11 protein-coding genes are annotated in these 12,466 nt (G+C 49.1%); 8 read left to right on the forward strand and 3 right to left on the reverse strand.

The features are described from left to right. Positions 1-52 precede the first annotated feature (52 nt). The 3 genes from LQV63_RS03750 (at position 53) to LQV63_RS03760 (ending at position 2,877) form a co-directional block, all read left to right on the forward strand. Entirely contained in the window at positions 53-928 is an 876-nt protein-coding gene (locus tag LQV63_RS03750; protein ID WP_019420848.1) for a LysR family transcriptional regulator, read from the forward strand. A gap of 154 nt (positions 929-1,082) precedes the next feature. Next, positions 1,083-1,784 carry a response regulator transcription factor gene (locus LQV63_RS03755; RefSeq protein ID WP_019420849.1) on the forward strand — a complete coding sequence of 234 codons (702 nt, stop codon included), beginning with the start codon at positions 1,083-1,085 and terminating at the stop codon, positions 1,782-1,784. Further along, positions 1,765-2,877, forward strand: coding sequence for a sensor histidine kinase (locus LQV63_RS03760; RefSeq protein ID WP_233695695.1), 1,113 nt, complete (start codon positions 1,765-1,767; stop codon positions 2,875-2,877). Before LQV63_RS03755 ends, LQV63_RS03760 begins: the two co-directional genes overlap by 20 nt. Positions 2,878-2,928: 51 nt before the next feature. Here LQV63_RS03760 and LQV63_RS03765 read toward each other — a convergent pair whose 3' ends face one another. Further along, entirely contained in the window at positions 2,929-3,228 is a 300-nt protein-coding gene (locus tag LQV63_RS03765; RefSeq protein ID WP_233695696.1) for a hypothetical protein, read from the reverse strand. 301 nt (positions 3,229-3,529) lie between these two features. Here LQV63_RS03765 and LQV63_RS03770 point away from each other — a divergent pair, with 301 nt between their 5' ends. The 3 genes from LQV63_RS03770 to LQV63_RS03780 are packed head-to-tail and all read left to right on the forward strand — an operon-like array spanning position 3,530 to position 7,223. Beyond that, positions 3,530-4,498: a D-alanyl-D-alanine carboxypeptidase family protein gene (locus LQV63_RS03770; RefSeq protein ID WP_233695697.1), complete on the forward strand. Its 969-nt coding sequence runs from the start codon at positions 3,530-3,532 to the stop codon at positions 4,496-4,498. A 36-nt stretch (positions 4,499-4,534) separates the two neighbouring features. Further along, positions 4,535-5,308, forward strand: a complete 774-nt coding sequence (locus tag LQV63_RS03775; protein WP_019420853.1) for an ABC transporter ATP-binding protein — start codon at positions 4,535-4,537, stop codon at positions 5,306-5,308. Further along, entirely contained in the window at positions 5,280-7,223 is a 1,944-nt protein-coding gene (locus tag LQV63_RS03780) for an ABC transporter permease (protein WP_233695698.1), read from the forward strand. Before LQV63_RS03775 ends, LQV63_RS03780 begins: the two co-directional genes overlap by 29 nt. Positions 7,224-7,413: 190 nt before the next feature. Here LQV63_RS03780 and LQV63_RS03785 read toward each other — a convergent pair whose 3' ends face one another. Together LQV63_RS03785 and LQV63_RS03790 are read right to left on the reverse strand one after the other, a co-directional pair. Beyond that, on the reverse strand, positions 7,414-8,403 hold the full coding sequence (locus LQV63_RS03785) for a glycoside hydrolase family 130 protein (RefSeq protein WP_019420855.1): 990 nt from the start codon (positions 8,401-8,403) through the stop codon (positions 7,414-7,416). Between the two features lie 377 nt (positions 8,404-8,780). Beyond that, on the reverse strand, positions 8,781-9,824 hold the full coding sequence (locus LQV63_RS03790) for a LacI family DNA-binding transcriptional regulator (RefSeq protein ID WP_019420856.1): 1,044 nt from the start codon (positions 9,822-9,824) through the stop codon (positions 8,781-8,783). A gap of 356 nt (positions 9,825-10,180) precedes the next feature. Between LQV63_RS03790 and LQV63_RS03795 the strand changes: the two genes are divergently transcribed. Together LQV63_RS03795 and LQV63_RS03800 are read left to right on the forward strand one after the other, a co-directional pair. Next, positions 10,181-10,726 (forward strand): hypothetical protein, encoded by a 546-nt coding sequence (locus LQV63_RS03795; RefSeq protein WP_233695699.1) that lies wholly within the window; start codon positions 10,181-10,183, stop codon positions 10,724-10,726. A 74-nt stretch (positions 10,727-10,800) separates the two neighbouring features. Next, complete coding sequence (locus tag LQV63_RS03800; RefSeq protein WP_026011004.1) at positions 10,801-12,279, forward strand: methyl-accepting chemotaxis protein; 1,479 nt, start codon at positions 10,801-10,803, stop codon at positions 12,277-12,279. The last annotated feature ends 187 nt before the right edge of the window (positions 12,280-12,466 follow it).

Genomic DNA, 12,466 nt, shown 5'->3' on the forward strand with positions numbered 1-12,466 from the left:
TTGAAACGTTTCTATTGATTTGATAAGAAATCATAATCAGGGAGGGCTCGCAATGGATTTAAAATGGATTCATACGTTCGTGCATGCGGCGGCCCATGAAAATTTCCGGCGGACTGCGGAAGATCTGTACATTTCCCAACCGACGGTCACGATACAGATGAAGCAGTTGGAGCAATACTTGGGCTGCCAGCTCTTTACAAGGGTAGGGAGGCGGGTGCAGCTTACGGAAGCAGGGCGCCGCTTTTTGCCGCACGCGAAGCATCTGCTCGACGTGCACAAGGAGGGGCTGCAGGATTTGCTCCGCTTCAAGCAGGGGTTCTCACGCAGCTTGAATTTGGCGGTCTCGCCGCTGGTTGCTGCATATCTCATCCCGCATGTGCTGAGCCAGTACGTCGACACGAACCCGGATGTGGAGATTCAGGTGCAGGTGCTTGAATCTAAGCATATTGCGGACGCCGTTCTGCAAAATCAAGTCGATCTCGGCTTGTCACGTATGTGGGCTAACGATGATAGCTTGTCGTGCGAAGTGCTGGGCGAGGATCGGGTTATACTCGTGGCGCCGCATGATGGTTATGATAACGAGGTCGCCGCCCCGCTGGATCTAGAGGAACTGCTCGCGAGACATATGCTGCTTACCTATAATCATCCGGAGTATTGGGAACCGATTATGCAGGAGCTGCAGATGAGGTACCCGTATCTAAGAACGATGCTTGTCACGCAGGTGCATGTGACGAAGCGTTTTATTGAAGAAGGCCTCGGCATCTCGTTCTTGCCCGAAATTACGGTGCGGAGAGAACGGATGGAGGGGCGTCTCTTGCAGGTGGACTGTCCAGAGCTGAAGCTGCCGACGGCACGGACGTATGCGATAATGAAGCGCGATGTGACGGAGGGAAGACGGTTTTTAGATTTTTTCCGATCCTTTATGTAGTTTTTCGTTTAATTAGTAGGGGACAGAACGGAGAAAATGACAAGATAGTCGCTCCTATTGCGGGAGCTTGGTCATGCGAGTTGAACCTCAGGGGAAATCAAGGTATTCTATTGCCAGATGATTGCCGCGAGGAAATGGCAAGGAGGAACGGAACGTGACGGACATTTTAATTGTCGATGACGACAAGGAAATTGCTGAATTGATTGAAATTTATTTGAAAAATGAAGGATACCAGTCCATAAAAGCGTACGATGGTCTTGAGGCATTGAATGTGATCGAACACCAGCGGGTGGATTTAGTCATACTGGACGTGATGATGCCCAAGCTGGACGGGCTTGCTGCATGCATGAAGATTCGCGAGAAGCAGGCTACTCCGGTGCTGATGCTGAGTGCGAAGGCAGAGGATATGGACAAAATTATGGGGCTCATGACCGGCGCCGACGATTACATGGTAAAGCCATTTAATCCGCTGGAACTGGTCGCGCGCGTGAAGTCTTTGCTGCGGCGTGCGTACCAATTGAATGCTCAGCTGCAGGTGAATACGGCACCTCAAGGCATCATCCGTATTCAGGGGTTGGAAATTAATAAGGAGACTCATTCGGTGAAGGTAGACGGACATGTCGTTCATCTGACGAGCATGGAGTTTGATATTTTGTATTTGATGGCCGGGCATCCCGGGCGGGTGTTCAGTGCAGAGGAGCTGTATGAACGCGTCTGGAAGGAAGGCTTTAACGGATCGCACAATACGGTGGCGGTTCATATTAGCAAGCTGCGGGACAAGCTGGAATCGAGCGGCGGCAAGTTCATTCAGACCGTATGGGGAGTAGGATACAAGATTGAACAAGCCTTGGTATAGAAGCATCCGGTGGAAGCTGTTGTTTACGTTTGCTCTCAGCATCGTGCTGACACTGGGGAGTCTGGCATTGCTCGTTTATGTGGTATTTCTGGTATATACTGAATTTCGCATTCCGTTTATTAACAGGTTGATCAGGTTTGCCGACAATAATTTAGGAGAGGTGCCGTCACTTGTTATCGCAGGACTAGTGCTGTTTATCCTCATTTATTTCTTGCTGAACCGCCGACTCATTAAAAATATTGAGAAGATAACGGAGACCGTGCAGCACATTGCGGACGGCAATCTGGATGCGCAGTGCGACATTGTAACAAATGACGAGTTAGGCCGTCTGGCTGACAACATCAATATGATGACACGGCGGCTTAAACGGTCTATGGAGGAAGAACGCCAAGCGGAGCGCACCAAAAATGAGCTCGTAACCAGCGTATCGCACGACTTGCGTACACCGCTCACCTCGATTATCGGGTATCTCGGGTTGGTGGAGCAGGATCGATATCGGGATGAAGTAGAGCTGAGACATTATACGAACATTGCGTATGAAAAAGCGCAGCGGCTGAACGTCATGATTAACGATCTATTCGAGTATACCCGAATGAACGGGGGGATGGCGTTGCGGACGAAGCCGCTGAATGTGGCGGAAATGGCGGGACAGCTGTGCGTGCATTACCGATATCCGATGGAGCAGGCGGGACTTTCCATCCGCATGAACAGTCAGGCGGATCAATACTGGGTGGAAGCGGATCCGGACAAGCTGGTGCGAGTATTCGACAACCTGTTGACGAACGCCATGAGCTATGCTCAACCAGGCACCCTAGTGGAAATAGGCCTGCGGCGGAGCGGGAACCGGGTTGCCATCACCGTGAACAGCTGCGGGGAACCGATTCCAGAGCAGGATCTGCCCTATATCTTCGATCGGTTCTACCGGATAGAGAAGTCGCGTTCGGAGGAAACGGGCGGCTCCGGTCTGGGACTCGCGATCTCAAAAACGATTGTGGAGCTGCATCGCGGCACGATTACGGCTGCCAGCGATATGGAGAGCACCCGGTTCACTATCGAACTTCCCTGCATCGCTTCGCCGTCCGGCACTGGCTGAACAGACGAGAACCGAAGGCGTGGAAGTCACGTCCTTCGGTTCATCCTTCATCTATATGTTGTGGCAATGGTTTCCGGACTGCTCCATCATGTCCGATCTTTCCGTGCGCATCGGCATATTCGCACGCTCCATACGGTCCGTGTGCATCGACATCCCTGAGCGCTCCATTCGATTCATGTGTTCATTCATATTCGCGCGCTCCATCATATGTGTATCGTTATCGTTCCCCCCGCGGTCACGGGATAATCCGGAATCGCTTCCCGCGAGTTGAGCGACGCCTTGGTAGACGGTAGTACCTAATAAGAGGCTTCCTCCTAAGATGAGAACAGAAGCAATGATGTTACGTTTCATGGGTGTACCTCCTTCATCATGTTTCAACTTTCATAGCTATACTTCCATTATAAATCTCTTCATGCGAATCACCCCCTGCTAAAGTCCAGTTCGGCAGGACATTAAGATGGAATTGCACTTTTTTTCACAAAATCGTAAATGAATTGTTATTTCCTTCTACATTCGCCGCTCATCGTTACAACTTCATCTTTTCTTCATCTTTTTTTAAGTTTTCTTCATCTTTGCTTAGAACATTGTTAAAGCCTCTCCTTTATCATTACGATTATCGAAACGAAATTCGAGATTATAATGATATTCGAGGGTGATAGCATTGAAATTCAAGATAAAGAATTGGTTGTTTATAGGCGGAATCTTGGCCTTGGGCATTTGGATGGTTATTCATCCTTCTTCTAACCGTATCAAGCATCTCGTGAATAAGGTCGTGGAACATATAGAGGTATCTTCCAGCAATCGGGCATTTGCCATGGAGGAGCTATCAGCTAAGTCTGCAGTTGTAATGGACCAAGATACGGGGGAAGTTTTGTTTTATAAAAACGATCAAGAGCGGAAGGCTCCGGCCAGCACGACGAAAATGATGACAGCGCTGTTGGCGCTCGAAATGGCGGATATGAATACGGTGGTGACCGTCGGGAAGGAAGTGCTATGGACCGAGCCTGGGGAAAGCGTGGCTGGATTAAGCTTCGGGCAACGGCTCACGTGGAAGCAGCTCGTTGAAGCGATGATGCTGCCCTCAGGCAATGATGCGGCGCGCACGATCGCCGTTCAGCTGGGGAGGCAGTCACGGCAAGATGCCTCATTAAGCGAAGAAGAGGCTATGACCGCCTTTGTGGACCTGATGAATAAGCGGGCGGAAGAACTGGGGCTGCGCAACACCCACTTTGCGAATCCGCACGGACTGCATAATGCGAATCATTATAGCTCCGCTTATGATTTGGCAGTAATAGCGAAGGAAGCAATGAAGAACGAGCTGTTCCGCAGCATTGTCGGCCAAGTCGCGGCAGAAGTGAAGCTCGTTTCTTCTGCTCCGAGTGCGGTGATGAAGACGCTGACGAACCGGAATCGGCTTCTGCAGCAAGACAGCGGCTACTACTACGAGGGCGCGACAGGAATAAAGACCGGATTCACGGATGAAGCGGGATACTGCCTCGTCTCTTCCGCCGAGCGGGAGGGACACCGGATTATCGCGGTCGTGCTTCATTCGAACGCAGACAGCGTATGGTCGGATTCGCAAGAACTGCTCGATTACGGTTTTGAGCGGTTCAAAGCATAATTTTCAACTATAAGAAAACGTGGGAGATTGATAAAGATGTCGATGGTAGAAATAAAAGATATAAGCAAAACATATGCAGGGAAAATAAGTTACGAAGCGCTGTCCCATATTAATGTCTCGATAGCGGAAGGGGAATTTGTCGGTATTATGGGGCCGTCTGGAAGCGGGAAGACGACTCTGATGAATATGATCGCGACAATCGATGCTCCGACGTCGGGCGAAGTGTTGATTCATGGAAGTAATCCATTCCATTTGTCATCGGAAAAGCTGGCCATATTCCGCCGTCGTGAACTGGGATTTGTCTTTCAGGCCTTTAATTTGCTAGGTACATTGACGGTGAAGGAAAATATTGTGCTTCCCTTAACGCTGGATGGAGTTAGCGTAGAAGAATTGAATCGCAAAGTAGAAGCTATCGCGGAAAAATTAGGGATTACCACGATATTGCATAAGCGGACCTATGAAATATCCGGAGGACAGGCCCAGCGTGCGGCGATTGCACGCGCCATCATTCACCGTCCTAAGCTGCTGCTGGCCGATGAGCCGACCGGCAACTTGGACTCCAAAGCATCCCGCGACGTGATGGAGACGATGTCCAAGCTCAATAAGGAGGACGGAACGACGATGATGCTTGTTACTCATGATGCGATGGCGGCGAGCTATTGCGATCGCGTCGTGTTTATCAAAGACGGCCGGCTTCATCATGAAATTTCACGCAGTGACAATCAGCATATTTTCATGCGCAATATTATGGATGTTCTATCTGTGCTAGGAGGAAATCGAGATGACCTTTTCACAGTTGGCCTATCATAATATCGTTCGCAATAAACGAATGTATGCGGCGCATTTTTGGAGCAGCGCGTTTTCTGTTTTGATGTTTTTCACCTATGCCTTGCTCTTGTTTCACCCGGATTTGGATAGCGAGCTTGCGTCATCGAGCGTGACGATGAGCCTGCTAGGGACGATGGGACTGCGCGTATCGCAAGTTTTACTTGTTATTTTCTCATTTTTCTTTATCTTGTATTCTGTCGGTTCGTTTCTCAAGACCCGAAACAAAGAATTCGGCATTCTGATGATGCACGGGATGTCTCATCGGCAATTCCGCAACCTGGTGTTCATCGAGAATATGCTGATAGGCTGTGCTGCCAGTATGACTGGGATTGCGATCGGGCTTCTATTTTCCAAGTTCATTCTAGCTATGATTTCAAAATTATTGGCGATAGATAATGGTCTTTCGTTCTATGTTCCCGTTCAAGCGGTCGTTACTACGTTAGCAGCCTTTCTGGTTCTCTTTGTTCTCATCTCCCTAGTTACATCCAGAATGGTGAGAGTCAATCGGTTGATTGACTTGCTAAAAGGATCAGAGAAGCCCAAACCGGATCCGCAAGCATCGGTTTGGTTGTCGCTCTTAGCCATCCTTCTCATTGGAGCAGGGTACATGACTGTGTTTTCCTTTGCCACGGGATTGAGTTATTCACTGATTGTGCTCATGACAGGTGTCGTACTCGTTGTCGTAGGAACGTATTTCTTGTTCACCCAATTGAGCGTATATGTGATGCGCGCGTTGAAGCGAAAAGAACGGATGTACTTTAAGAAGACGAATCTGCTTACGATCTCGGAGCTTGCGTACCGGTTGAAGGACAATGCGAAGCTGTTTTTTATTGTCGCGGTTATTTCCGCGGTCGCTTTTACAGCTATCGGCACGTGTACCGCGATCGGACATCAAGGCTTGGCGGAAATGACGAATCCGTATGCCTTCACCTATTACTCTTACAAGGGAAATGAGCGGGAAGCTGAGCATGCTGCAGAGATTAAGAAGCGGCTTGATGAGGCGAATGTTTCATACCGGGAAGCATCCGCTGCTTTGAAATATGCCGGGAACGATTTGACATTCATGAAGTTGTCCGACTATAACAATATGGCTGCAGCGCTCGGCTATGAGACAGAGACGTTAACACAGGACAACGAGGCTTTCGTCGTTCCTACTTCCGTGTATCAGGAAAGAATATATAGCAATCAGGGTGCGGTTGATGAGGTTCAATTAACCGAAGGAAAGACGAAAATGGCATTCCAACTCATCAAGGCGGCCTCTCATCAGGTGCTTCCGCAAGATTATGGAATTATTCAGCTCGTTGTCGTGTCGGACTCCATGTATGACAAGCTGCCGGATAACGACCGGGAAGGGGGAGCTTCTTATACGGTACATGGCTTTGTCGTGGACCATTGGGAGAAGGCGGGAGCCGTGACGGATAAATTAATGACATTTTTCTACCCTGAGAATAAGAATAATTACGAAGAAGGGGCATTCTCCTTTGTTGCGTTGTATCCTCAATGGGTTATGGCCAAGCAGGCCAATGGCTTGTTATTGCTCGTCAGCGTATTGATCGGAGTCGTGTTTTTCACTTTTGCCGCAAGCTTCTTGTACTTCCGTCTCTATACGGATAGGGAACGGGATCAACAGCAGGTGGAATTACTGTCTAAAATCGGTTTGACCCGAAAAGAACTGCATCAAGTGGTGACGCGCCAGCTTCTCATTATGTTCTTCTTGCCGATCGTAGTTGCTGTCATTCATAGCGGAGTTGCCTTTACAGCACTGCAGCAATTGGTCCATTTTTCGGTCGGAAAAAGCACGTTAACCGTGCTCGCCAGCTTTTTCGCCGTGCAAATCGTATACTTCCTCATCATTCGGTGGCGATATCTCCGGCAATTGCAAAAAGCGATGGTATAAGCAGTATGAGCAATACGAGCAATACGAGCAGAATATGCAGTTGATGTGAAGCAAAAATCCCCCTAAGCAGACCGTAATCAACGGTCTAGTCTTAAGGGGATTTTCGTATTGCCATAGGTTATAGGGGTTACAAAGAAAGCGAGTGTACCGTAAGGTCCTTGACTTGCATTCTTTGTGGTTGCATTAGGGTTTACTCCACGCGGGAGTTGTTCTTCACGAAGTCGATGATTTCATCGACATAACCGAATGCCATCGCCGTTACTGTATCGGCAGCGCCGTAGTAAATCGCGATGCGGCCTGTTGCAGCGTCGACAAGTGATGCGCAAGGGAACGCTACGTTAGGCACGTCGCCTACGCACTCATACAGTGTGGACGGTTGCAGCAAGTACGGTTCGCTGCGGTATTTCACTTTCCATGGTTGATCCAGGTCGAGAATCGCAGCACCGAATGCGTATACGAAGCCGTTGCAGGAATTCAATACGCCATGGTAAATCATCAACCAGCCTTCGCTTGTCTCGATCGGAATCGGACCTGCGCCGACTTTCTTGCTCTGCCAGCCGCCAAGCGGTGCCATTACGTGACGATGACGTCCCCAGAATTCCAGATCCGGGCTCTCGCTGTAGAAGATATCGCCGAATGGAGTATGGCCCGTATCGGACGGACGGCTCACCATTGCGTAGTTGCCGTTAATCTTGCGTGGGAACATAACGCCGTTCCGGTTATAAGGCAAGAATGCATTCTCTAATTGGTGGAATGTTTTGAAGTCATGCGTGTACGCTACACCGATCGTCGGTCCGTGGTAAATGTTGCACCAAGTAACGATAAAACGGTCTTCAATCCAGCATACGCGCGGGTCGTAGCCCTCGATGAAGTTGCCGATCTCAGGATCGTCGCATTCAAACGTGAGAGGCTCTGGGTTGATGTCCCAGTTCAAGCCGTCTTTACTGAAGCCAGCATGCAAACGCATGTAGCGATTGCGGTCGTCACAACGGAATACGCCGGCGAATCCGCCTTCAAATGGAACGACAGCACTGTTGAAGATACTGTTCGAGTTCGGCAGCAGGTCCCGTGGAATAACAGGATTTTGGCTGTAGCGCCACAAGACGTCGCGATGGCCTTCTGGACGTTCTTCCCATGGCATGTTCGGAATGTCTGGACCGATGATTTTAATTTGGCTCATGATGCAAACCTCGCTTTGCGTTAATTTTCATGTTGAACCTGTGCAGCATAAGTACAATGACATCGTTGAGACCTTGAGACTAAGGTTGAGAGCCTTGTTAGTATTGTTGTCATGTTACATCGTCAATAGACCTGTGCCGCAACGTGTTGCTTGTAGAGGTTGTTCAAAAAGTTCCCTTTTGATCACGATGATCTTTTGGTATTTGAACACTCACTTGTGTACATAATCAACCGGTGATCCCCTCTTGTAGGAGCGTTACCGTATACCTAAAGAGTAAAACAGAGCATGCATAATGTCAAGTTGGTTTTGGGCATTTTACATCCAATATTGTGTGCAAAATACCTGAAATATGTGACATTTATTGTGCAAATGTAAACTTAAACAGGCTGTTTAACCGAATCGCGCCAGATAATGTCGACAGCGAGGCGAACGAGTTCCTTCGGACGGCCGATATTGCTCATGCGCCATACGATTTGCTCGCCTGCGCGCATGCCAAGCTCTTCCTTCGGCACATGCACCGTCGTTAAGGAAGGCTGCACGAGCATCGCTTCGGTAATATTGTCGAAGCCGGTTAAGGCAATATTATCCGGGATGCGCAAGCCTGCATTCCGGATTACTTGCATCATTTCAAGCGCGATGGCGTCATTGACGCAGACGAAGGCCGTCGGCTTGTGCTTCATGGCTGCGAACGCTTCTTGAAGCTCGGCCTCATTATAATAGTGCCGTGGCATCGTGTTAATGATGCAGCACGATTCGTTCACACGCAGGTCGGCTTCACGCAGCGCTTGCTGGAAGCCAGTCCAGCGTTCTTGATAGCTTAGGCACGAACCGATATCGCCCACGAACCCGATCTGGCGATGTCCCTGAGCAATCAATTCTCGCGTTAGCATATATACGCTATGAGTGTTATCCACCAACATAATATCGCTGCGCAGCAGCCCTAAGTTAAATTCGGCATGCGTATCGATAAATATAGATGGAATGCCGGCCGATTCAATCACTTCGTAATATTCGCGCAAGAAGGGCCCGATCATAATGACGCCTGCCGGCTTCTGCTGCAAGAAAAACGCAGGCAGCCGCAGTTCCCTTTCCTCTTCCATATCGACGATGGTCATAGCCAGCGTATAGCCGGCATCCTTCAACGTCCCGTTCAAGCCCCTCAGGAAGGTCGACCAGTAATGGTTGCCCATATAATCAGAATGAGTCAGTAAGGAAACAAGCCGATTTTTGGCCGGCGCAGATTCCGCCGAAGGCAGGTCTTGATGAAATTTTGTATAGCCGAGCTCGAGCGCTTTTTGAATGACGCGACGTTTCGTATCCTCGGGCATACCCGGATCGTTGTTGAGCGCCTTGGAGACGGTGTTGCGGGACAAGCTCAGCGCATCGGCGATATGCTGTTGGGTAATCTTTGATTGTGCCATTTGTTCATCGCTCCGATTAGTGGTTGATTAGCAAACATGTAATACGTACCGTGTAGAGTTAGTACAAGTATAATTGAGGTTTACATTTTTGACAAATGTAAAGTTACAAAGTGGATCGTGTTATAGAACATCTGCAGCTGTAAAAAGGTACATAAATTATATATGAACAATTACACATATAGGTCATTAGTATGAATTTTAGCAACTTTGGTTGGCATAAAGAACAAGCTTATTTACAATGTGAAAGGATGCTTTTTTCCTGAAAAAACACTATATTTTCAATATTTGTTCATTAACAAATCCATATCCGTGACCGATAACTACATCATCATTTACATAAAGGAGTCACTGGAAAAATGCACAAAGTGGTAATTCATGAAGCGGATCGCAACGTCTTTCAATCCATTTGGACAACAGTCTGGAAGGAAGAGGGATATGAAATAGAGCCTTCGGCCCATACGTTGGCACAAGTTCTGGTCTTTAATGAAGCAAATGTTCCTGTCGGCACATTTGAGTTAAAGCCGTACCACTTTAACGGAAGTCCTTTGAACGAAATCGCCCCGTTTCGGGAGCAAGCCGAGATTACTGCCGATCCTTGCTCTGTGGCTGAAGTCGATAAGGTTGCTTTGCTGCGAGAATATCGAGGTCAAAATGTTTCACGTCTCTTATCATCCATTGTCCATTATTCTCGACAGTATAACATTGTTCATTGCGCTTGCTTGATGGAACCGGTATTTGCCCGGGCTCTTCGCATCTCATTTCACGTCCCAATGAGGCAAGTAGGCAAGAAGACGTATTATAAAGGAGATGATGTCGTTCCGACACTCATTCATGTCGGCGACATTTGGCACGACCCTGAATCCTATCCATGGTATATTTCGATGAGCTGTCAACCTGGTTGATGTGAACTTTAATGGCATTACTATTTCATATTATTAATATATTAAACTCGAACGATAGAAAGTTGGTAGATGGCGTGAATGAACATTCAATACTTGACCAGCGCAACCGATTGTTTGTCAAAATTATATGGGTCATGCTCGGCATCGGCATTGTTGCGGATGTCGCAGCGGGGATTACAGGAGCCATGCTATATATGCTGATAGGTATCGGGGCTGCCGCTTGCGGCTTGGCTACCTTTTTGACCTATAAGCGCATCGGGACACAGTACATCATGTACCTGATTCCGGTATTTTTATGCTCCCTCGTATTGATGTTGATGAAGTCGGATCCGAATCCGATATTTAGCACGTATTTATTGTTCTATGTCGTTATTGGATTGATGACGTTATATCAGAATTACCGTCCTATCGTATTTACCGGAGTTATTAGCATGGCGATGACGGTCTACGTCGTGTCTGATCCGGTTCTGAGTAAACAGTTGTTTGAGGGCGAGCCGTTGCTATATTTATTAATGTATCTCCTCTTTGTGACGATTGCGCTCAGCGCATCAGCCGTCTTTAGCGAAAGGCTGCAGCGTCAAGTGCTCGTTCGCGGTACAGAGGCGCTGAAGGCGAAGGAGCGGGCCGAAGGGCTGCTTGAGCAAATTCAATCTTCGATTACGATGCTGGATGAATTCAGCCAAGAGCAGAAGGGGCGCGCGGAATCGACTGGAGCCATCTCTCGCGAGGTGACAGGGACATTCGCCCAGATCTCGTCGACTATCGAGCGGCAGACGGATAATCTGCACGGCATCGGCAGCTCGGTGCAATTCGTGGATCGCGCCGTGGGCCATGTTGCGGACGGAACGAATCAACTGGAGCAGGTGGCCTCGGCTACACGCCAGTTGGTAGAGCATGGCAGCGGGCAAATTGACATGCTAGTCAATGAAATCGACCGTGTGGAACGAGTGGTGCGGAAGACGGTGGAGCTGATGAACGATTTGAACGCTCAGACGGAACAGGTACGCGATATCGTAAGTACGATTAGCGATATATCCGCGCAGACGAATCTGCTATCCTTGAATGCGGCGATTGAAGCGGCCCGCGCGGGCGAACACGGGAAGGGCTTCGCCGTCGTGTCTGGAGAAGTCCGCAAGCTGGCAGACCATACGCGTGGCGCGACGGAAGATATTACGCGCATTCTCGGAGCGATTGGTGCGCAGATCAATGAAGCAGCCGGACAGGTGCAGCGTGGTCAATCCGCTGTGACGTCAAGCGTTGAGGCGACAGGCGAGGTCGAGCGCATCATGCGCAGCATGACGGAGAACACGGATATGGTGAACCGCCAATCCGAAGCGATGCGCGAAGCAGTGCAGGAGCTGCAGCAGCAATACGCGAGCATGGCGCAAGGCGTAGTCACCGTTACGGACAGCACGGAGCAGCATATGGCTTCCGTCGAAGAGGCATTGGCCAATATGGAGCACCAGCACAGTGATATTAAGGCGTTGGTCGACGGATACGCGAGACTGGACAAGCATGTCAGCGACTTGAAGCGATTGTCGGCAGAAGAGTAGAATAAGCTAGGGCAAGGGTCTGTCAGGACATACATACTGATAGGCCCTTTTTCTATATTTGACGGCATGGTGCAGCACCCTTGCCGGCGAAGGGAGAGATGTGTGCATGCAAGGGCATGAATCTGAAATAACGGCAGCGGGGCTTGTTTTGAGGGCGTTTTCGAGAGGGATGCGGTGGTTTGATTTG

Source organism: Paenibacillus profundus (assembly GCF_021369635.1).
Taxonomy (GTDB): Bacteria; Bacillota; Bacilli; order Paenibacillales; family Paenibacillaceae; genus Paenibacillus_B; species Paenibacillus_B profundus.

Bases quoted from the DNA above. Each gene is read 5' to 3' on its own strand.
- LQV63_RS03790 (WP_019420856.1), bottom strand. From the start codon at position 9,824: ATGGCACAATCAAAGATTACCCAACAGCATATCGCCGATGCGCTGAGC.
- LQV63_RS03775 (WP_019420853.1), top strand. From the start codon at position 4,535: ATGTCGATGGTAGAAATAAAAGATATAAGCAAAACATATGCAGGGAAA.
- LQV63_RS03765 (WP_233695696.1), bottom strand. From the start codon at position 3,228: ATGAAACGTAACATCATTGCTTCTGTTCTCATCTTAGGAGGAAGCCTC.
- LQV63_RS03795 (WP_233695699.1), top strand. From the start codon at position 10,181: ATGCACAAAGTGGTAATTCATGAAGCGGATCGCAACGTCTTTCAATCC.
- LQV63_RS03785 (WP_019420855.1), bottom strand. From the start codon at position 8,403: ATGAGCCAAATTAAAATCATCGGTCCAGACATTCCGAACATGCCATGG.
- LQV63_RS03780 (WP_233695698.1), top strand. From the start codon at position 5,280: ATGACCTTTTCACAGTTGGCCTATCATAATATCGTTCGCAATAAACGA.
- LQV63_RS03750 (WP_019420848.1), top strand. From the start codon at position 53: ATGGATTTAAAATGGATTCATACGTTCGTGCATGCGGCGGCCCATGAA.